Origin of the sequence: Fibrobacter sp. UWH4 (assembly GCF_900142475.1) — a bacterium.
Taxonomy (GTDB): domain Bacteria; phylum Fibrobacterota; class Fibrobacteria; order Fibrobacterales; family Fibrobacteraceae; genus Fibrobacter.
The window spans coordinates 421,719-442,215 of the sequence record NZ_FRAY01000001.1 but is presented as its reverse complement, the minus strand read 5'-3'; the positions used below and the strand labels follow the sequence as shown (position 1 = coordinate 442,215).

The window sequence follows — 20,497 nt, the reverse complement described above, 5'->3', positions numbered from 1 at the left end:
TTCTGAGTGAAGTGCGAAGTACGAAACGAAGAATCCAGTCCCGAATTACACAAAAGGGGGAAGCCTCCCCCTGTTTTCGGCCCCGACTCAGCCTGCTCCGCACGCTCGCATGGCCGTTCCGGAATGTTCGCTTTGCGGCCAGGCTATCGACGGGTCCTACACCACCCCCACGCCTAGTGGCTCCGCCCCTAAAACCCCGAATTACGTCATTGCGAGGAGTGCAACGACGAAGCAATCCATTCTCATTGTCATGCCCGATTTAGTCGGGCATCTCCTTTTCTACTCAAACAAAGTAAACTACACCAAAGCAAGCGAAATCATAATAATCGCTTTTTTAGTTCTTTACGCAGCGAACTGAATTCCCGTGGCTCTTGTAGGTGGGGGACAGACTCGCATCGGAGAAGACGTTGTTCATGCCTAAAAAGTACGCGTTGTCTTCACCATACTCAGACGCACTCCAGAAACGCGCGTTGCGGCCCTCATCGCAGTAGTAAGACCCAACGTCGCTCCAGCTGCCTGCAGGCAACGCGGAAAAGCCGAACTCGTCCTCGCCGTTACCTTCTGTGCGACTGTCTCTATTGATCCAGCCGCTCTGAGTTTTGAGAGCCCAGCTCGCAGTTCTATACCCCCCCACCGCCATGAACAAGGCATTCCACTCTGCATATGTTGGCAAGTGCCAGTCCGGCGGACAAACCCCGTACACAGTGTCTGGCATGGCGCAGGTCTTGCCGTCACCGCAATCCAAAGGGTTCTCTTCATCGGACGCCAATGCCACCGAGTCAATCGCCGCCGCCCAGGTATAAAGGCGACCGGCCACGTCGCAGTTGGCGGCCACGTCGTTGTAGCACCAGGATTTACCCTTGAGACTCGTGGTCGTTACACTGTCGGCGTAGTTCAGATTTTCAGCCATCCATACCAAATCACCAATTTCCACAGTCTTGTAGACCTTGCCATCACGGCTATCGGTCATGGAGCCGTAGTCAATATCAGGGTTAAAGCGGCATTCCTTCGGCACATCCCAGCTCCAACCCGTTTCGCCCTCCAAGAGCGCCGAACAATTTATCCCGCTTGCAGAACTACTACTGGACTCTATTTTTTGTCCGGATGAACTAGACGTCCCTTCACCCTCGCTACAACTTGATATCTCGACCAGGCTAGAGCTCGACAGCTCATCAGCAGAACTGCTGCTGGACACACTCGTTTTGTCACTGCTAGATGACCCTTCGGCAGGCTCACCAACCTTATCAGTGACCTTGCCACTACTCGAAGAAGACGATTCAACAGCCGGTTCATCGTTTTGCCCTGCAGATGCCGACGAACTATCGTCGCACCCGACAACAGCAAACGCCACCAATCCCATCGCAACAAGAAACTTTTTCATAAATCCTCCGGTAACCCGATATAATAAATTCAAAGCAAATGTAATTTATTTCGCCTAAAACGACAAAAAGGCGGCCTCACAGAAGACAAAAACTACGCCACGGTCTTCAGCAGTTCCCTGCCGATACGGCGGAGTTCCTCGTCAATGAGTTTCTTTCTTGCCGAAGAGGGCTTTTTCGTTCCGTTTACGTATGCGGCGAACAGGGGCTGAGGGATTCCCAATCGGCGGGCAAACGCCGAAGCGTTCAGTTCGGGGAACAGCCAAAATATGCGGCCAATGGGATTTGTCTTTTTCGGCGAAAAGAATCCCGAAAGATCCAGGCCTTCGTCCAGATCGTCAAACCACACGCCATCGCAATCTACGCGGCAATTCTCCAACTGCTTTCGCGTAGCCTTCCGCAGCGGTTCGTAATCGCGGATGAGTTCACGCCCGATTCGGCCGTCTTTCAGTTCGACACAAACAGCGTCCTTTTCGACCCAAAGCCTTTTTACATCTTTTTCCGTAATTTCGTTCATCCGTTCGTTCCAAGCCGTTTCTTTCTCTCCGCGCGAGCAGCCTTGATTTCGGCCTCGATTTCTTCTTCGGTCAGATTGTCCACCCCATTTTCATGAGCCTGACGCTGAGCTTCGTGCAAAGCAGCCAAAAGCCCCGTAGGGTCATAAACAGCAGAATTATCGTTAACCATGTGGTTTCCTTTGTTCGGTGTAATGATATTCATAAAATCACGGGGAGAAACAGCAAACCCACAATTTGGAAAGTGTTTCAAGTTTCCTGTCACAAGATAAGCACCTTTATCTTGATGAGCCCTAGCCACATCATAAAAGACAACATCATCGCTATCAGGGAGTTCTATACCAGATGGTGGAACCGGCTGATTTATCGCAAATTTTATAGTATTTCCGACAATATCATTTATTGTTTCTTGCATAAATGAAAATTTTGGACGAGAAAACACCTCCCAATACTCGCGAACTATATTATCATCAACAAGAGGGACAAAACGCCTTTCAACAACACCCCTAAAAACAGAATAAGGAATAGAATACTTATTATGCGCTAGAGCTGCAGAAATTAAAACATTCGTATCGAGCACAGCAAAAATCATTTTTTCTTCCTCTCCATACGAGCGGCCTTAATTTCGGCTTCAATTTCCTCTTCGCTTAGATTCGCAACGCCATTTTTATATGCCTGTTCCTGAGCCGCATGTAACGCATTCAACAAATTAATGCCATCCTGTTTTGTAGGAGAAGGCATTCCCTTCACCTCAAAGGGAATTCCGTTTTCGACAAGAGCACGCTTAAAAAAGATGCGCACAGCCGTGGGTATATCCATTCCAAGGCTTTCAAACAGGTCGGAAACCTGTTTTTTCAAATCATCTTCAATCCTTATTTGCAAAACCGTCATCGGCATACAGACCTCCTGCATTATCATATCAAAATATAGCCATAACAACTGCAAAAAGCAATACTTTTGCAGTTATTTAGCAATTTTCAGTCTCATTCTCTTTAACACAAACGCCGCCCGCATATCACGGACGACTATAATTTAGGGTAGCAAATCCGTTACACACCCCCCTCCCCCAAAAATTATACCATTTGGAATAATACCAAATGGTATAATTTTTAAATCTAGGCAGACGTCACTATTACAGAAAAGGCCAACCTAGTCCTTTACGCAACGAACTGAACAGCCATTGTATTTGGCAGCAATGGAGATCAGATTAGCAACAGAATTGCCGTAGTACAGCCATACAGACCAAACAGTCTCATCATTCTCCGTAGAGCTCCAAAAGTCAGCCTCATCGCTATGGAAGTTGCCATCAAAAGAAGATCTAATGCCCGCAGGTAGCGCGGAAAATCCATATGTATCCGTGCCGTTACCAGAATAGCTCCATTCTTTCCAACCTGTTTTAGACTTGAGAACCTGTCCTACATCCGAGTTCCACGTCTGGCCATTGCGACTGATGGTGCCACCTATGTTCGTGATGAGAGCCTCCCATTCTGTTTCTGTCGGCAAATGCCAACCGCTTGGACAAATTCCATACACTGTGTCGGGCAATGTACAAGCCTTGTAGCTTCCACAATCAATAGACATGTCCCTATAAAGTTCCACAGAATCAATCGCCGCAGCCCATGTATAAAGTCGACCGGTAACATCGCAGTTCTTGGGTTCATCATCGAAGCACCAGCTGCGTTCCAATAAACTCGGAGTTTTGACACTATCGGCATAGTTCAGGTTCTCCGCCATCCATACTTGATTACCAATCTTCACTGTCCTATAAACCTTGCCGTCGCGCTCATCGGTCATAATTCCGTAGTCAATATCAGGATTAAATCGGCATTCCTTCGGCACATTCCAGCTCCACTCCGTCTCTACAGCCAAAAGAGCAGAGCAATTTACACTGCTTGCAGAACTACTTGACTCAATTTTATTTTCGGACGAACTAGACCTATCGGGCTTTTTACCATTGATTATGCCAGAAGAAGACGAGTTATCTTCCTGTTCAACCTTTTCAGAACTTTCAGCAGAATCATCACTAGAAACCGTCGGCGTGGAACAAGCAGCAAAAAAAAACGTGAACATGAGAAGAGTGAAAGAAGTTGCGACATTCGCATTCAGCAAGTTCGCAGCGATGTATTTTTGCATGTTTTTCATAGACATCCCCTAATTTATTTGTCCACTACGCAATGAATCTACATTTTCAACATCAATTTCGCAACAATTTCTGCATTTTTGATACGAATAACGCAAGTTCTTCAGCATTTTCCGCATTTTATCCTTCGAATTTCCAGCCGCAGTCGTTGTGGTAAATCATCTGGCGGGTCATGCCGCCGTCGATGCAGATGTTTTCGCCGGTGATGAAGCCGGCCTTGTCGCTGGCAAGATAAAGCACCATGTTCGCGATGTCCAAGGGGTTCCCGACGCGGCCTGCGGGCTGTTGCGTGGCATCGGGACCTTCATATACTTTGAAATCCGTATCGATCCAACCGGGCGAAATAGAATTCACGCGCACGCGACCTGCAAAACTCACGGCAAGCGCATGCGTGAGGGCTGCAATCCCGCCCTTCGCTGCCGTATAGCTCTCCGTTTGCGATTGGCTCATGCGGTCGCGACTCGAAGAAATGTTTATAATACTTGCACCCGACCCAAAATGCGGCGCGAAAAGTTTCGCGAGGTAGAACGGGGCCGTCACGCCGACCGCCAGCGCGTAGCTGAATTCCTCATAGTTGCACTCGTCAATGCCCTTCATCAGCGGGAGCGCGTTATTCACCAGCACATCCACGTGCCCGTACTTTTCGATAACGAACTGCGCAAACTTTTCGAGGACTTCCTTCTTGGAGAGGTCCCCCACAAAGCAAGGATTCTCGCGAATGTCGATATACGCGACCTTCGCCCCCTCTTTCTCGAATTCACTCACGACGGTAGCGCCAATCCCGTGCGCCCCGCCCGTCACCACGACCACTTTATCTTCAAACGATTTCATGTTGGTAAATATACACTAAAATACAGCGAAGCGCGCGCCCCAACTTGACACGCAAGCCGCATTATCCTATTCTTTCTGCTGATGCTCCAGTATTTCGATGTCACAAGAGATGCCCCCTGGTTTCCGCAGGTCAAGGCGCTGTACGAATCGGCGTTCCCGGCGAACGAACGCATCCCGATAAAGCATTTGCTCAATGACAAAATCAGGCGGGAATTCTGGGCGTTTTTCGACAAGGAGGAAGGCGAGAATCACGCTGAAGTCGGGAAAGAAATTGCCGCGGCTCCCATGTTCTGCGGGTTCTCGAACTCCATCACGCACGGGAGCATCACGAACATCGTCTATTTCGCAGTCGTTCCAGAACTGCGCAGCCGCGGGTACGGTTCGCAAATTTTGCAGGCCATCCGCAGGCAACACCCCGACACGCGCATTGTCGTCGATATCGAAGTCGAAGAAGATTCCAAGGACGCCGAAGAACTTGAACGCAGGAATCGTCGCCGCGAATTTTACTCCCGCAACGGCTTTGACCCCTCCCCCTTTGATTACGTCTGGCAAGGCGAGCACTACCGCCTACTCAGCGCAGGCGGCACCGTCACCGACAAAGAATTTCGCGACTTCTGGAAAGAAATTTTGAAGGATATTCCCGGAGCAAAGTACCCGTAAGATTTTACAGCGACTCTTCGCACAATCTTTTCTCAATTTCCTCAATAGAGGGCATTGTGCCTTCAACCTTTTCAGGGTAGAATTTTTCCAATTCATATTCCGAAATGCTGATAGGTTGCGTACTTGATTCCAGTGCGTACTGTGCCTGCACCTTGTCCTTTTCCTTGCAAATCAGCAGACCGATTGTCGGGTTGTCGCGCCCTTCCTTTTTAAGGATGTGGTTGCATGCCACCATGTATCCGCCCAATTGCCCGATATCGGCAAATTCGAAACGCCCGATTTTCACCTCGACAACGACATAGCAAGAGAGATTCAGGTTGTAAAAAAGCAAATCCATGAACTTCTCCCTTTCGCCTACCATAATACCATATTCCCTGCCGACATAGGCAAATCCCGTGCCCAATTCCACAAGAAAACGGGTAATGTTGTTCAGCAGGCTATCTTTCAGCAGTTTTTCGTTGTAGCGACCCGTAATACCCGTAAACGCGAAATTGTAAGGATCTTTCGTCAGTTCCTGGGCCAAATCGCTTGTTTCGGCGGGGAGAGTCCGCTCAAAATTCGTCAACGCCTTTCCTTTGCGCTCGTAAAGGTCACTTGAAAGCGCATTCAAAAGGGACGAACGGCTCCAGCCATTTTCTACCGTCTGGCGGGCAAAAAACAGGGCCTTTTGAGGATTTTCCTTGAACTTGTCCATTAAGACAACGTGATGTCCCCATGGAATTGAAAAGATGTCATGGGCAATTTGCTCAACAACTTGTTGAGTAATTGGAAAATCTTCCTTTTGTTCCCCGATCTTGGGTGCATTTTCCAAATAGGGGCGATACATAAGATAAAAGTTCTTCATGTACAGAATGTTCGTGGGAGAAAAACAAGTGGCACTGGGAATCTGAGCCTTTAAGTCTCGGCTCAGATTCTTCATGAAGCCGCTGCCCCATTTGCTTTCAGCCTGCTTGGTTACAATATCGCGTCCCAATTCCCAGTAGTAGCGCAACATTTCGCTATTTACCTTCACCGCCGCCTTGATCTGGCTCTTGCGATAACGGGAAGAAAGTTCCTTGACCCAGTGAATGTAATCCTTGTCCAAGATATTGATAGATTTTTTCGACATTGACATCCTCTTTAAAATGGTTGCACAACGGTGCGAATACACCGTAAAAACGACGCACTATACGCCCGTTCTTTTTTGTTTTGTAATGGAGTTTCCACGATTTGCGTGGAATGGGATAATCTTGCAATTCTGTTGGCGGGGGCTTTCTCCCCTAAAGGGGACCATGGCCCACTAAGTGCTAAAGCACTAAGTGGTTGCAGCCCCGGCGTTACTTGCCACTCTTTCGAGTGAACCCGAGTAGGGTATTTTCCTACCAGCTATCCAACAGGACCGCCAAGAAGGTTGATGGGCCCCGCCGCGAATGCACGTACGGACCAAATGGTCTATGTCGACTGTCGCGAGGATTATCGAATTACGATTGTAATATAAGTAAATGTGTATTCCCGGTCAAGGGGGGCTCTTTATGAGCCGCGGGAAAACAACCTTTACTAATTTTTCAATGCCGTAATCGGCACGACGAATACTCCATCGGGGCGTTTGCAGGCTGCGCTATTCATTACATAATCGGTCTAATTTTGTCAATACAATCGGTCTGATTTTACATTTTCAATCGGTACGATTTTAATATTTCATTCGGTTAAATTTTGAAAAAAAATCAAAATTCAAGCAAAAAAGCTCATTCATTTCAATAGTGCGCAAGGTATTTTTTGTAAAAATCGCCAAGAATACGCGTAATTTCAACATTTTTTAGAAATTTCTCGTTCGAGACTTAAATTTTAGCATATTTCAAATACACTCAGCAACAAAAGGATAAACATGCCCAAACAGACTCTCGTATTCGAAAGCCCCGTCCAGCTTTCGGTCCAAAATTCTATGCTCAAAATCACATACAAGGACGATCCCGACAATGTCACGCTCAGGGCAATCGAGGATATCGCCATCATCCTCATCGACAACCATTCGGCATCTCTCACCACGCCGCTCATCGGCAAACTGGCAGAGCAGAATGTCGCCGTCGTATTCTGCAACGAAAGGCACATGCCGTCATCCATGCTCATGAACCTGGACGCAAACACCCTGCAAGAGAAATACTTCCGCCTGCAGCTGGACGCACCCCTACCGCTGAAAAAACAGATGTGGAAAAATGTCGTGGAGGCAAAAATCAAGAACCAGGCGCTGCACCTAAAGTCCCTTGGCAAAAAACACGACAGGCTTCTGAAATACGCCACCGGAGTCCTTAGCGGGGATTCCAGCAACCGCGAAGGACTTGCCGCGCAATACTACTGGAGGGAACTTTTCGGCAAGGAGTTCATCCGCGACAGGTTCGGTGAACGCCCCAACGACTTTTTGAATTACGGCTACACGCTCCTGCGAGCCGCAACGGCACGCGCTCTGATGGCGAGCGGGTTACTGCCCTCCCTCGGAATTTTCCACCGGAACTATTACGACGCATTCCCGCTGGCAGACGACATCATGGAACCCTACCGTCCCTTCATCGATCAGATTGCATACAAATTACACACGGCCAAAAAGAAAAAATTGGACAAAGAAGTCAAGGCATCCTTTCTGGAATTGTTCTACACCGACATTCCCTTCGGGGAACAGATGGTGCAGTTGGGAACATGTCTCACCTACACCACCGCTTCCGTCGCAAAATTTTTCATGGGCGAAACTAAAAACATCGCCTACCCGAGGGTAGTATGTGGATCGTAACGATTTTCGATTTTCCAAGACACTGCAAGAGCGGCCGCCAAAACATGGCCAGGTTCGTCAAGGAACTAGAAAAAGAGGGATTTAGCAAGGTGCAACGGGGAATGTACGTCCGCTACTGCACCACTGCGGACAACGGCAGGACACACCGACGGCGAATCGCCAATTTAATCGAGCCCCGCTCCACGGTCTGCCTGCTGAGCGTCTCCGACAGGGAATTCCTGGAAATCTACAGCCACTTCGGCAGCACCAAGGCTCCGAAAAAATGGCCCAAAAGTCAAGAATCTATCCAATTTTTCTGATTTTTTCAGCGTCCGACCGCTTGCGAACCCGCATAAAATAAGGTATATTCAAAAAGCAGGTCTTATAGAGGCTCTTTATGAGTCGAGGTAAAACTCAAGCTAGCCGCCACGGCGACACTCCCCGACGGGCGCCCGGTGCACGGGATTGTCCTGGTGCGCGGTAATGCGGTCGGTGTTCTGGTGGTGCTCCGTTGCGAAGGGAAAAAGTACTTGCTGCTCGTGCGCCAGCCGCGCTTTGCCATCAGCGAACAGGCTTCCCTAGAGATTCCCGCAGGAATCCTCGACTGGACGGGGGACTACCGCAAGGTGGCGCTTTCTGAACTGGAAGAAGAAGCTCAGTCTTATAGAGGCTCTTTATGAGTCGAGGTAAAACTTATGGCCCTATTGACTTGGAGAAGAAAAGAATGTATATTGTTGATGTGGAGAGCCACTTGAAAAACAGTGGTGCGACGCATGGGCCCGAAAGGGAATTCCATGAAGGGTCTGACGGGTTTTATCTCGCCTCGCCCACCCCGGGTTTCCCAGTTTCCTTTCCAAACTGGTTTTTTTTATTTCCTTTTAAAGAAGTAGAATTTATCGCTTTCTTTTAACTTAAAATAGACATTCACATCGTCTTTTCCTTTAGTCTTATAGAGGCTCTTTATGAGTCGAGGTAAAACAAATTCACAAAATGGATTAGTCCGAAAAAGTGACCTGTTGGCCACTTTTTTATTACGACTTGGAATAATGAAAAGTCGATTTCTGCGCATTTTTTTGTTTTTGACATGATTTTTGTATATATTATAGATGTAGGGAGGCTTAAAATGAAAACGGTAAATGACATGAATGTGGACGTTGTTGGAAAGGCCGTCTTGAAACGCAAAATTTTTATGCTTTGCGCTGTCATTCCGTTCGTTCTGTTCTTGGCGGGTGTTTTGGCTCCTGTATGGACTGACAATTTTATTGTCTATTTGTTCGCGTTGCTTCCGTATTATCTTTACACATTCTATGTGAGCAATGACTGGATTGACGGTAAGCGTCTTTACGACACAAAAATTGGCGAGTGTGCGTCCAGTGTGTGGGTGGTCGGTATAGCCATTTGCGCATTTTTTAGCCTTTTCTTGGCGGTGATGTTTTGGGATCGTCCGGAATCTTTCTTTTACGGGGTATCTTGGATAGCATTGGTAAATTGCGGCCCTGGCTTTGCTTGGGCTTTCTGGGCAATGTTCCTTCATAAAACTCGCTATGCTAGGTGGCCCGTTTTGTTTGCGCCTCCTGCAAGCTGAGTTAAAAAAATTTGTTCCCAAAATAAGTTTTTTTTATGGTCGTGCAATTATTTTTGTTGCATGGCCAGTTTAAGTGTATCTATAAATTTATTGTCTAACAATACCTTTGTGAAGACGTCCAACGATATCAAGCTGCTTAACTCAGAGCTTGGAAAAACGGGCGGAGTGTTAGATAGCCTTAAAAATAAAATAGATCTTTCGCAAAAATTAACGGGATTGGCTTCGGCGTCGACTCTTTTTTCCAATTTCACTTCTGGCGTGAAACGAGTCGTGGAAGGCTTTGGTCTTATAGGGGCTCTTTTTGGGCAGAGGTAAAACCATCCCTTTGAAAAAGTGGTATATTGTCTCTAAAAAAGGTTTATCATGTTTAGTTAAGTCCTATAGGGATTCTTTAAAAGACGAGGCAAGCAATGATAATCGCGATTAGCAAAGATGATCCGTGGTGGGAAAAGACCCGCGCTTTCGCGAAAGATTGCCCATGGCAGCCGGGGCGTCGTTTAGCCGAGCGAATGTCAAAGAATGATTTCCTAGACTGGGAAAAAGTTTTCGTTGCTGTACACGGTGAAGATGCTGTCGGCTTTTGCGTTCTCGAGGAGAACGGGAACATTCCTCCGAAATTCAATTGCAGCCCCTTTATTAACCTCGTTTACGTTAGCGAAAAATTCCGGGGAGAGCGGCTATCCAAAAGCTTAATTGACGCAGCGCTTGATTACGCCCAAAGGCTCGGCTACAAAAAAGTTTATCTCAAAAGCGAGCACCACGGCCTATACGAAAAATACGGGTTCAAGAAGATTGCTGATTTTGAACCAACGGTCGGGCTTGCGAACCAACTGTTTGAAATTGAGATTTCTTTTTAAAACTACCTTTCATCATTCCTTACTCGCAAAATTTTTTTTTTGCATTTCCGCTCTACTTATCCTATATTAGAAGTATGAAATACGTAAAAATGGTTTTGAGGGTTCTGCTGGGCATTTTTATGACCTATGCAGGTGTCAGTCACTTGACCATCGCCAGGCAGGAATTCCTGGCGCAGGTTCCGTCGTGGTTTCCGCAGAATCCGGGATTCCTGGATTTCGTGGTATTGGCCTCAGGGGTTGTCGAGATCGCTCTCGGCCTCGGCATGATATTCTTGTACAAGTACAAGGGAACGGTGGGGGTGCTCCTCGCGCTGTTCTACGTCGCCATTTTCCCAGGCAACATCAGCCAGTACGTGAACGGCATCAGCGCTTTCGGGCTCGATACCGACCAAGCCCGACTCATACGCCTGTTCTTCCAGCCGGTGCTGATCGCCTGGGCGCTTTGGTCTACCGACGGCGTACAACAAATCAAAACATGGTGCGCCCACTGTCGCAAGCAACCTCAAAAGGATTAGAAAATTTTTATATTCTTTCCGTGAAAGAAATCCTAAAGGATACTCCCGAAGCGAAGTACCTGTAAAATTTTATAGGGGCTCTTTATGTTATTATCTTTTCAAGGTCCCTGATGAAGAGTGTCCTGAAAATATTCCTGTTCTCCCTAGCATTCGCAGGGTTAGCCTTTGCCGAAGCACAAGACAGCGACGAGCCCTCGGTTTCCAAGTTCCGTGAACGGTTCTCGCTGCGTTTCTTGTGCGATTACAATTTCGTGGCTATCTGGAATTCCGCCTACAACAACTCGATGCTCAATTCGAACCGGCCGGTCGATGTGGGCATCGGCTTCGGTTACGACAGTCTGTTTACCACATTCGGAATTTCGTGGGACGTGTCTGCCGATTTCAAGTACAGTCTCCCTTTTACCACTTCAAAAGAAAAATCAGACACCCAGGCTTTCGAGACAGGGCTCGACTTTTTCCCGGGAAACTGGTGGCTTGCGGCAAAGCTCCGCTTTTACAGCGGCTTTACCGCGGAAGTCGAACACGACGGCGAAAAGGAACGGGAATTTATAGACCTCTGGTTTGCGGACATGTATTTCTCGTTGCTCTGGATGGCAACCGCGAAAGGAGATTTCGCCCCCAGGAGCGCCTACTTTTTGGATCGCCGTCAAAAGAAATCTGCCGGGAGCTTGATTATCGGCGGGCGCCTGCAGCGAAACATTGCCGAAGACAACGACGGGGTTCTCGGCTACGAAAACGACAAGCGCGACATCACCTCCATTTGGGGTGACGTCGGGTACACTTACACCTTCGTTTTCAGCAACGGATATTTCTGGAACCTCTGGGGCGTTGTAGGCGTCGCGTACGGTCGCGAGCACGCTGACGATGGCAACCTGCTCTTACCCGAATCGGACATAAAGACCGCTTTTGGCTACATCGGGGAAAAATGGGCATGGAACATCGTTCTTAAAAGCGGATATTCTGCCATCGCGTTTGGCGAGCACCTGGAACAAAAATACGTAGCGGCCTTCGAAATCCTTGTGGTACGCAGGTTCTAGCCGGCAAAATTTTCCAACCTCGATTTACTATTTTTTTGCATACTCTCATAATTTCAGGACCATTCTATGCGTTTCTATGTACCCACGGACATCTATGTTGAAAAGAACTGCGTGAAGAACCACACGCAAAACTTGCTTGCAATTGGAAAGCGCGCATTCATCATGACGGGCAGAACTTCCGCCAAGAAGAACGGTTCCTTGAACGATGTCACCGCCGTTCTGGATGCGGGCCGCGTGCCGTACCAAGTTTTTGACCAGGTCGAAGAAAATCCGTCAACCGATACCGTGGGGAACGCCGCAAAGCTGGCTCGCGATTTCGATGCCGATTACATCATCGGCATCGGGGGCGGTTCCGCCATCGATGCTGCAAAAGCAGTCGCTTTGCTCCTTGCAAACCCGAGTGTTGACGCAGACAACTTGCACAAGGCTCCCGAAAAGCCGCTCGGCCACGTACCTGTCGTTGCTGTACCGACAACCTGCGGAACAGGTTCCGAGGCAACTCCGGTCGCCATCATCACGAACCACAAGATTCAACTGAAAAAGAGCATCCCGCACAAGATTTTCCCGGCGCTCGCGCTTGTTGACGGCAAGTACCTCGCCTCCGCCAAGAAAGCGCTAATCGTGAACACCGCTGTCGACGCCCTCGCCCACATGGTCGAAAGCATCCTGAACGTCTATTCCAACGCATTCAACCGCATGTGCCCGGAATACGGCCTCAAGCTCTGGGGCGAATTTAAGGACGCGCTCCTCTCCGACTCCCCCGTCGATGGATGTCTTTACGAAAAACTCATGCTCACCTCGACTATCGCGGGCATGTCCATCGCGCACACGAGCACCGCCGTACCGCACGGCATGAGCTACGACCTCACGCTGCATCAGGGCGTGCCCCACGGCCCAGCCGTCGGTTACTTCCTCGCTGCCTACGTGGAAATCTGCGAAAAGAAAGTTCCCGAAGATGTCAAGCGCATTTTGGCACTCCTGTGCCTCGAAAGCACCGCCGATTTCACCGCGATGCTTGACAAGCTCATCGGCAAATGCAAGGTTTCGCGCGAAATGCGCGACCAGTTCGCCGCAGCCATGAAGGTGAACCGATCCAAGCTGGACCTCGTTCCCGGTGGAATCTCGCCCGAAGAAGTTGACTACATATACGACAAGTCGCTGATTGTAGAATAAGAAAAAATTATTTCATTTAAAAGTTAGACTCGGGTATAAATTTTCTAAATTTGCCGCCCGTGATTAAAAATCTTATTCTGTCTATTTACTCTGGCCTCTGCATCGGCCTTGGCGGCACGGCCTACCTTTCCAGCGACAACAAGATTCTAGGTTCGTTCCTTTTCGGGCTCGGGCTGTTTACCATCCTGAATTTTGGCTTTAACCTTTTCACGGGCAAAGTCGGCTATTTCGTCAACAACAAGCCTAGCTACTGGGGTTTCCTCGGAATCGTATGGCTCGGCAACTTTATCGGGACGTTCCTTTTTGCAAGAATGATTGCGCTCACACGCTATGGCGACACCCTGCAGGCCAAGTCAAACGCACTCTGCCTCATCAAGGAGGGCGACAGCATCGTAAGCCTCTTCATACTGGGCATTTTCTGTGGCATGCTGATGTTCATTGCCGCCGACGGTTACAAGAGAATTGAAAACCAGGCCGGAAAAGTTGTCATCGTTTTTCTCCCGGTCATGGTCTTTATCTTGAGCGGATTCGAGCACTGCATCGCAGACATGTTCTACTTCTCGCTCGCCGGAGATTTTTCAGCGTTGATGCTAAAATCTCTCGTGGTCATTACCATCGGGAACTCTATTGGCGGTGGACTGATTCCGCTAGCGTGGAGATTCGTGCCTACGCGGGAATAATAACAGAAATTATTACATTTTGTCAGTTTTTGACATCATTTCAAATCTATATTTACCTCTGTAAAAGAGAGGTAAATTATGAATCGTTTTAGCATAGCAAACAACAAAATCCTGTTTTCTACACTCCTGATGCTCGCCCCCGTCGTGTTCGGAGCAATGTTCCTGGGTTCGGGAAGCATCCTCGCCGCCATTTCGGCAGCGGTCGCCTACCTCAGTCTTGTAATTGGCGAACGCCTCGAAGCGTAGATATTCCAAATTGGAGTAAGAAAAATTTTTCCACTCAGCCCTGCAATTAAAGAGAATCTTATTCGTCCAAGGCGGTTTCAATCATCGCCATATTCTCTTCGCAGTATTCAAGCTGTTTCGAAAGAATTTTCACGGCGTTGACCTTGATGTCGCCCGGAGCATCTCCCGCCAATTCCTTTGTAAAGAATCGGGCCACGTTCCAGAAGAACAGGGCGAACTGCAGTTTTCCCTGTTCGAGACCGTCATATAAGCTTTTGGCGTAGTGACGGTAAATCAGATAAGCCAGCAGTCGGATACTGTCGTTTTCAGAAAAATAGCCTTCGTCTTCGATGCGCGCCGCACGTTCTTGGGGACTTGAGGGAGCCTTGATGCGGTTCTGAATTCGTGCTAGCGCCGCATCCCAAGCAGGGCCATAGCTAATGGTTTTTGCGAGTTGATCCACAAAAGCTTCTACGCTTTCAAACGGAGCAAAGGGATTCTCTCCGGTGTAGCCAAAAACATTGTAGAGTTTGTTCCCAAACTTCATATCGCTATCGGCAAGCGTATTGAAAAAATCGTCACGCATGTATAGCACCTGATCGCGGACTTCGATATCATCTTCGTCCAGTTCATCTTCAGGTTCGTCGCATTCACAGGTCACAAACTGAAGCGGACCTTCCCCCGCAAAAAGAAGCCTCGCCGCTTCTTCGCAGCAGAGACCGATTCCGCGTTCCATAATATCGCCGAAGACTTCCACAAATCGCGGATGCTCGGTGCAGATATCGCAAAGGGCGTCCTCGCCGAGATGCGTATAAATTTCGCAAAGGTTTTCCTTGTCCAAAAAGGGGCAGCGGTCATGAGGCAATAACTTGAAATGCCCCTCCTCGATGTTAGCCCGCAGCTTATCTCCAAAAACACCTGCTACCTTGCGGTATGCATCCAGCGAAACCTTGTCGATATCTATTTCCCAACCGACGCAACATGTATCGGAGCACAGCGATGCGGTACACTTGAATTTATCGTAGAAATCGGGTTTTCGAAGAATCATAGACCAATCACCTCACACCCATAATCCGATTATGGGTGTCCCATCCTAGAATGGATTTATACCCTACAATATAACTTTTATATTGCAATTACCCAAACCGTCCTCTATATAAGGCAAGCTCGGTTGTCGCGACGTTCGCCTTTTTCTATCTTTGCACCCGCAAAAAAGGTGTAAAATGAGCGAAAATTATAAATACGGATTTGTCACGGATATCGAAAACGAGGCCTTCGAAAAAGGCCTGAACGAAGATGTCATCCGAAGAGCCTCCAAGCTCCGCGGCGAACCGCAGTTTATGCTCGATTTCCGACTAAAAGCCTATGAAAAGCTCCAGACCATGGAGCAGCCCAATTGGGGCGAGCTGAGCTTTAATCCGGTGGACCTGCAGGACATCGTCTACTACTCCGCCCCGAAGACCAAGAAGAGTCATGAGAAAATCGAGGACGTGGACCCGGAGTTGCTCGCCACCTTCGAAAAGCTCGGCATTCCGCTCGACGAACAGAAGCGTTTGGCGAACGTAGCCGTGGACGCGGTCTTTGACTCGGTCAGCATTTACACCAGCCACAAGCGCAAGCTCATGGAAATGGGCATTTTGTTCTGCAGCATCAGCGACGCCATCAAGGAATATCCCGAACTCATCGAGGAATACCTGGGAAGCGTGGTGCCCGCAGGCGACAACTATTTTGCGGCTTTGAACAGCGCAGTCTTTGGCGACGGAAGCTTCGTCTACATTCCGCCTGGAGTCAAGTGCCCGATGGACCTTTCCACCTACTTCCGCATCAACAACAAGGAAGCAGGCCAGTTCGAACGCACATTGATTATCGCTGATGAAGGTGCGAGCGTGAGCTACCTCGAAGGTTGCACGGCGCCGGAATTCAGCAGCAAGCAGTTGCACAGCGCCATCGTGGAACTCGTGGCAAAAGACAACGCTTCGATTAAATATTCAACCGTGCAGAACTGGTACGCAGGCGACCGCGAAACGGGCGCCGGCGGCGTGTACAACTTTGTCACCAAGCGCGGCAAGTGCGCCGGCAAGAACAGCCGCATCAGCTGGACGCAGGTCGAAACAGGCTCCGCCATCACATGGAAGTATCCGAGCTGCGTGCTGCTGGGAGACAACTCCGTCGGAGAATTCTACAGCGTGGCCCTCACCAACGGGCACATGCAGGCCGATACCGGCACCAAGATGATTCACATCGGCAAGAACACCAAGAGCACCATCATTTCGAAGGGTATCAGCGCAGACTATTCCAGCAACGCCTACCGCGGCGAAGTGAGCATCCGCAAGTCGGCTACAGGCGCCCGCAACTACACCCAGTGCGACAGCATGCTGGTGGGCGACAAGAGTGCAGCCCACACGTTCCCCTACATCACTGTCGCAAACGCAAGCTCCACCACGGAACACGAAGCGACGACCAGCCGCATCAGCGAAGACCAGCTTTTCTATTTCGAAAGCCGCGGCATCAAGCGCGAAGATGCCATTCAGGCGATGGTGGGCGGTTTCTGTAAAGACGTGTTCAAAGAACTCCCGGGCGAATTCGCTACGGAAGCCCGTCAGTTACTGACCCTTAAGCTCGAACATTCTGTAGGTTAACAGCCTAGAAGCAGTCATCCTGGAGCCACGCCGTGGCGACGGGATCCATAACGCAGTTCAAGGATCCCCACCTTTCCTCTATAGGGTCAGTCGAGAACGACCTGCTGAATGAAATCTACCGCGCGACGACCTGCTTGCGGATTTTTTCCGAAAGTTCACGGCCACCGAGCTGCGCGATACATTCAAACGCAAATTCTTCGGCAGTACCTGCCCCACGGCTCGTGACGATGTTCCCGTCTACGACCACGCGGTCTTCGACGAACTTTTTACAGACAAGTTCACTTTCGCAGCCCGGGAAACAGGTCGCAGTCTTATCGGCAAGGATTCCCGCCTTGCTAAGCACCAGCGGAGCCGCGCAAATGGCAAAAATCCACTTGCCCTTGTCGTTGAAATCGCAGATGACCTTTTCCACTTCGGCAGAGGCCTTCAGATTCTTGACGCCAATGCCGCCGCCGGGCAAAAGGACGGCGCCAAACTTTGCGGTATCGGCCCCCGAAAGAGCAAAGTCGGTCTGGATTTTAAGGCCACGTAACCCAATCACTTCGGCCCTGCCAGAAACGCTTGCGAGAGCGACCTCAAAACCCGCCCGCTGCAAATAGTCAAACGGAGTCACAAACTCGGTTTCTTCGAAACCATCGGCCAACAAAAATAAAATCTGCATTGTTTACCTCTTTTTAATGATTTTCCAATTTGCTTAAATCTGTCGAAAGCATTTTCCACAGGCGAGCTGCAAACGGTTCCGCCCACTCCTTTTCAGGCGCCACGCGACTCGTCGTCTCGGCGGTAAATTCCGAATACACCAGGAACACGAGTTCCCCGTAACGGGCATCCCACAGCGTCCATAGGATTTTCCAGGTAAAGCCGCCACTCTTTCCCAAGTCCGTATCCATTCGCACCTGAAGCGCAACGGGAATCGAAAGATAGCGCAACTCATAGCGACTCGCCAGCGCATTCAGCAAATTCTTGAACGAAGCGGGAAGTCCTCGGGAAATATCCTGTTCTACCCCGTCGCGTTCTAGCCACGGCGTAAAATCAGCCAGTTTCTTTCCATCCGCGAAAACCGATTCGAGCAGCATCTTGGACAAACTATCAACAAACGACGAATCGGCATCCGGAAGACGCATCCCAGGAAGCATCAGTTCACGACGCATTTTCGGGAATGCCCTCACCATCAGGGAATCTTCCACCCTCGCCAAGTCAAAATCAAGCGCATCGGCACTGTAACTATGGCAGAACTTGCATTTGGCAGGGCGCTCCGCTTTCACCGAAAGCGCCGGAAAAACGCCCATGACCGCCGACGAATCCAGGCGGGCAAAAGCCTTCTTGTTCCACTCTCGGTAAGACTTCTCGTCGGTGATTTTCAGTTCGATATCGCCGCGCTTGCCACAAACTTCGCAAGGGGCGTCCTTCATGCCGGAATCATCGGCACCGCCCTCCAGGTCACCCCCGTCACGACCACCGGCACAACCGACCAGCATCGCCACAGCAAACAGACAAAATAATTTCAGCGCCTTGAAGCCCCTTCTATTCTTCATATCCATCCCGACATTCCGAATTTCTAAAGAATTTTTCATACTCGTAAAATAGCAACATATTCCGAACATTTTTCTTGGGCGGGAGCTTTTTTCTATATTATCCCCGCAATGCCGATTATCTTGTTCATCTTAATGTTCGTCCCCCTTGCCGCCCTGGCACAGGACACCCCCGGTGCGTTCAAGATTGATTCCATCCGTTACAACATCGGCGACGCGTTTGACGATTCCAAGTACCACACCAAATACGACAAGTGGGCCTACGACCTTCTGAACTGGTTCCATGTCGAGACGCGCGAATCAACCGTCCGCAAGCTCCTTCTGTTCAACGAGGGCGAAACCGTCACTAACCTTCAGGTGCAAGAAGCAGAACGCTTCCTGCGCAGCCAGAATTTTCTTTCGGACGCGAGCATCAACATTTCTAACGAAAACGGAAAGAACATCGCAACCGTGAACACCAGCGACAACTGGACGCTAGCCGTACCCGTGAGTTTCGGATTTGCTGGCAACGAATGGAGCTACGACAACCTGAACTGGGGTATCGGCATCCAGGAAAGCAATTTCCTCGGTCTCGGCCAAAAGCTCGGTTTCTACTATGGGCACGACGAATTCCGCAATATGTGGCAAGTGGAATACGGCGACCCGCACTTTTTGTTCCGTTACAACCACCTTGACTTTTTATACAGCTACAACACCGATGGGCACCTCGCCTACTGGAAAATGTACGTTCCGTTCCTCAGCCGCAGCCAGAACCAATGGGCTTACACACTCGAAGGCCTGAAGAACAAACGTATCGCCTACTACTACGGCAGCGGAAAGCTCGCACCGGGAATTATATCCTACAACTACGAGCAGAACAAGGGATTCCTCGCCCAGCTGAAAGCCGCCCGGGCAGATACCCTCAACAAGCTCAAGAGCGAAAGCGAAATCGATTCCATCGCAAGGGATAAGTACCTCCAGTCGCTCCCCCGCTACAACCGCTGGACAAGCAAGAAGACTGTTTCGCTGATGCAGGTCGAAGACTTCATCGACGACTCGCTCAGTTTCAGGCTCAGCCGCTCCTTCGGCGGCACCTACCGCAAGTTCTATATCGGCGGCACCTACGATTACCGCTACGAATCCGCAAGCGAAGGCACGCTTCTCCGCCACATTTTCACCGACGACGACCTGAATACCTACGTCATGGATTCCTCATTCGCCTACGACTACTGGCTCCCCGACCATAAGGATTCCCGTATCGGCCTCTACCTTATGTTCTCGAACATCCGCTACGAAAAAATCAAGAACCTGCACAATGTCAAGTGGACCGAGGACATCGAAAAGGGCTACTCCCTCAAGGCTCAAATTTCCAAGAACTACGAACAGATCGGAGCAAGCGACAACGATATCCGACTGGACTTCTGGACAAGCCTGATGCTCGGTGGAGGCTCGCACCACCTGACACTCAAGACCGAAATGAATTTCTACCTGGACCACGGCGAAAGTCACGACTACTACGGAAAGGCTTTCGGCGAATACATCTTCCACGCGAACAACTACTTTTCGACAGCGCTCACGGGACTTGTCGATTTCTATAAGGACGCTCGCTACGGCAAACAGGTTACTCTCGACGCCTACAACGGATTCGCCGGATTCCCAACCGGATTCTACGCAGGACAAGCTCGCGTTTACGGCAACCTGGAACAGCGCTACTTTTCAGACTTCGAACTGGCAACCCTCAGGCCGGTATTCGTCGTTTTCGGAAGTGTCGGAGAAACGGCCTGGGATCTCGACGAAATCAACCGCAAAGACCTCGTCTACCTCGCCGGTTTCGGCGTCCGTTTCGCACAGACCAAGTCCATCAGCCGCCTCATTAACAAGCTTGACGTGAGCATCCCGCTGAACGGAGTGCGCAAGGGCGAGCCCCACTATATGCTCACCACGACATACAGCTTATAACGCGATTCGATTATTCCAAGTTGGACTACTCCAAACGGTCTTTTTTTTTGA

The 20,497-nt window shown here is 49.5% G+C and carries 25 protein-coding genes; 15 read left to right on the top strand and 10 right to left on the bottom strand.

Annotation, left to right across the window (positions count from 1 at the left end; genetic code table 11):
• Positions 1-334: 334 nt before the first annotated feature.
• The 6 genes from BUA93_RS01825 to BUA93_RS01800 form a co-directional block, all read right to left on the bottom strand.
• Complete coding sequence (locus tag BUA93_RS01825; RefSeq protein ID WP_254793804.1) at positions 335-1,381, bottom strand: fibrobacter succinogenes major paralogous domain-containing protein; 1,047 nt, start codon at positions 1,379-1,381, stop codon at positions 335-337.
• A gap of 92 nt (positions 1,382-1,473) precedes the next feature.
• On the bottom strand, positions 1,474-1,896 hold the full coding sequence (locus BUA93_RS01820; RefSeq protein ID WP_072976909.1) for a DUF2442 domain-containing protein: 423 nt from the start codon (positions 1,894-1,896) through the stop codon (positions 1,474-1,476).
• The gene (locus BUA93_RS01815) at positions 1,893-2,486 is read right to left on the bottom strand and encodes a PIN domain-containing protein (protein ID WP_072976907.1); all 594 of its coding nucleotides are present in this window, start codon (positions 2,484-2,486) and stop codon (positions 1,893-1,895) included. The genes BUA93_RS01820 and BUA93_RS01815 overlap by 4 nt, the downstream gene beginning before the upstream one ends.
• Positions 2,483-2,791 carry a type II toxin-antitoxin system RelB/DinJ family antitoxin gene (locus tag BUA93_RS01810; protein WP_072977248.1) on the bottom strand — a complete coding sequence of 103 codons (309 nt, stop codon included), beginning with the start codon at positions 2,789-2,791 and terminating at the stop codon, positions 2,483-2,485. The genes BUA93_RS01815 and BUA93_RS01810 overlap by 4 nt, the downstream gene beginning before the upstream one ends.
• 252 nt (positions 2,792-3,043) lie before the next feature.
• Complete coding sequence (locus BUA93_RS01805; RefSeq protein WP_254793803.1) at positions 3,044-3,964, bottom strand: fibrobacter succinogenes major paralogous domain-containing protein; 921 nt, start codon at positions 3,962-3,964, stop codon at positions 3,044-3,046.
• A gap of 190 nt (positions 3,965-4,154) precedes the next feature.
• On the bottom strand, positions 4,155-4,865 hold the full coding sequence (locus BUA93_RS01800; RefSeq protein WP_072976904.1) for an SDR family NAD(P)-dependent oxidoreductase: 711 nt from the start codon (positions 4,863-4,865) through the stop codon (positions 4,155-4,157).
• Between the two features lie 81 nt (positions 4,866-4,946).
• Here BUA93_RS01800 and BUA93_RS01795 point away from each other — a divergent pair, with 81 nt between their 5' ends.
• Positions 4,947-5,525, top strand: a complete 579-nt coding sequence (locus tag BUA93_RS01795) for a GNAT family N-acetyltransferase (protein ID WP_072976902.1) — start codon at positions 4,947-4,949, stop codon at positions 5,523-5,525.
• Between the two features lie 4 nt (positions 5,526-5,529).
• Here BUA93_RS01795 and BUA93_RS01790 read toward each other — a convergent pair whose 3' ends face one another.
• Entirely contained in the window at positions 5,530-6,633 is a 1,104-nt protein-coding gene (locus tag BUA93_RS01790) for a PDDEXK nuclease domain-containing protein (protein ID WP_072976900.1), read from the bottom strand.
• A gap of 756 nt (positions 6,634-7,389) precedes the next feature.
• Between BUA93_RS01790 and cas1 the strand changes: the two genes are divergently transcribed.
• From cas1 to BUA93_RS16125, 12 genes are all read left to right on the top strand, one after another.
• Complete coding sequence (gene cas1, locus BUA93_RS01785; protein WP_072976899.1) at positions 7,390-8,286, top strand: type II CRISPR-associated endonuclease Cas1; 897 nt, start codon at positions 7,390-7,392, stop codon at positions 8,284-8,286.
• Positions 8,274-8,585 carry a CRISPR-associated endonuclease Cas2 gene (gene cas2, locus BUA93_RS01780; protein WP_072976897.1) on the top strand — a complete coding sequence of 104 codons (312 nt, stop codon included), beginning with the start codon at positions 8,274-8,276 and terminating at the stop codon, positions 8,583-8,585. The genes cas1 and cas2 overlap by 13 nt, the downstream gene beginning before the upstream one ends.
• 135 nt (positions 8,586-8,720) lie before the next feature.
• Complete coding sequence (locus BUA93_RS01775) at positions 8,721-8,945, top strand: NUDIX hydrolase (protein ID WP_254793802.1); 225 nt, start codon at positions 8,721-8,723, stop codon at positions 8,943-8,945.
• Entirely contained in the window at positions 8,942-9,175 is a 234-nt protein-coding gene (locus BUA93_RS01770; protein WP_072976895.1) for a hypothetical protein, read from the top strand. Before BUA93_RS01775 ends, BUA93_RS01770 begins: the two co-directional genes overlap by 4 nt.
• A gap of 213 nt (positions 9,176-9,388) precedes the next feature.
• Positions 9,389-9,850: a hypothetical protein gene (locus BUA93_RS01765; protein WP_139257666.1), complete on the top strand. Its 462-nt coding sequence runs from the start codon at positions 9,389-9,391 to the stop codon at positions 9,848-9,850.
• Positions 9,851-9,910: 60 nt separating this feature from the next.
• Positions 9,911-10,165 carry a hypothetical protein gene (locus BUA93_RS01760; RefSeq protein WP_072976891.1) on the top strand — a complete coding sequence of 85 codons (255 nt, stop codon included), beginning with the start codon at positions 9,911-9,913 and terminating at the stop codon, positions 10,163-10,165.
• A 95-nt stretch (positions 10,166-10,260) separates the two neighbouring features.
• On the top strand, positions 10,261-10,707 hold the full coding sequence (locus tag BUA93_RS01755) for a GNAT family N-acetyltransferase (protein ID WP_072976890.1): 447 nt from the start codon (positions 10,261-10,263) through the stop codon (positions 10,705-10,707).
• Between the two features lie 74 nt (positions 10,708-10,781).
• The gene (locus tag BUA93_RS01750; protein WP_072976889.1) at positions 10,782-11,222 is read left to right on the top strand and encodes a DoxX family protein; all 441 of its coding nucleotides are present in this window, start codon (positions 10,782-10,784) and stop codon (positions 11,220-11,222) included.
• Between the two features lie 110 nt (positions 11,223-11,332).
• Positions 11,333-12,259: a DUF4421 family protein gene (locus tag BUA93_RS01745; protein WP_072976888.1), complete on the top strand. Its 927-nt coding sequence runs from the start codon at positions 11,333-11,335 to the stop codon at positions 12,257-12,259.
• 66 nt (positions 12,260-12,325) lie between these two features.
• Positions 12,326-13,432 (top strand): iron-containing alcohol dehydrogenase family protein, encoded by a 1,107-nt coding sequence (locus BUA93_RS01740; RefSeq protein ID WP_072976887.1) that lies wholly within the window; start codon positions 12,326-12,328, stop codon positions 13,430-13,432.
• A gap of 59 nt (positions 13,433-13,491) precedes the next feature.
• Positions 13,492-14,112 (top strand): formate/nitrite transporter family protein, encoded by a 621-nt coding sequence (locus BUA93_RS01735; RefSeq protein ID WP_254793801.1) that lies wholly within the window; start codon positions 13,492-13,494, stop codon positions 14,110-14,112.
• Positions 14,113-14,190: 78 nt separating this feature from the next.
• The gene (locus BUA93_RS16125; RefSeq protein WP_175547353.1) at positions 14,191-14,358 is read left to right on the top strand and encodes a hypothetical protein; all 168 of its coding nucleotides are present in this window, start codon (positions 14,191-14,193) and stop codon (positions 14,356-14,358) included.
• A gap of 58 nt (positions 14,359-14,416) precedes the next feature.
• Here the strand turns inward: BUA93_RS16125 and fliB are convergent, their stop codons facing one another.
• Positions 14,417-15,385, bottom strand: coding sequence for a flagellin lysine-N-methylase (fliB, locus tag BUA93_RS01730; RefSeq protein WP_072976886.1), 969 nt, complete (start codon positions 15,383-15,385; stop codon positions 14,417-14,419).
• A gap of 175 nt (positions 15,386-15,560) precedes the next feature.
• On the opposite strand from fliB, the gene sufB reads away from it, so the two are divergent.
• Positions 15,561-16,976, top strand: a complete 1,416-nt coding sequence (gene sufB / locus BUA93_RS01725) for a Fe-S cluster assembly protein SufB (protein WP_072976885.1) — start codon at positions 15,561-15,563, stop codon at positions 16,974-16,976.
• A 115-nt stretch (positions 16,977-17,091) separates the two neighbouring features.
• Here sufB and BUA93_RS01720 read toward each other — a convergent pair whose 3' ends face one another.
• On the bottom strand, positions 17,092-17,637 hold the full coding sequence (locus BUA93_RS01720) for a DJ-1 family glyoxalase III (protein WP_072976884.1): 546 nt from the start codon (positions 17,635-17,637) through the stop codon (positions 17,092-17,094).
• Between the two features lie 13 nt (positions 17,638-17,650).
• Positions 17,651-18,550 carry a hypothetical protein gene (locus BUA93_RS01715; protein ID WP_254793800.1) on the bottom strand — a complete coding sequence of 300 codons (900 nt, stop codon included), beginning with the start codon at positions 18,548-18,550 and terminating at the stop codon, positions 17,651-17,653.
• 69 nt (positions 18,551-18,619) lie between these two features.
• On the opposite strand from BUA93_RS01715, the gene BUA93_RS01710 reads away from it, so the two are divergent.
• Positions 18,620-20,446, top strand: coding sequence for a hypothetical protein (locus tag BUA93_RS01710; RefSeq protein WP_072976883.1), 1,827 nt, complete (start codon positions 18,620-18,622; stop codon positions 20,444-20,446).
• Positions 20,447-20,497: the final 51 nt, after the last annotated feature.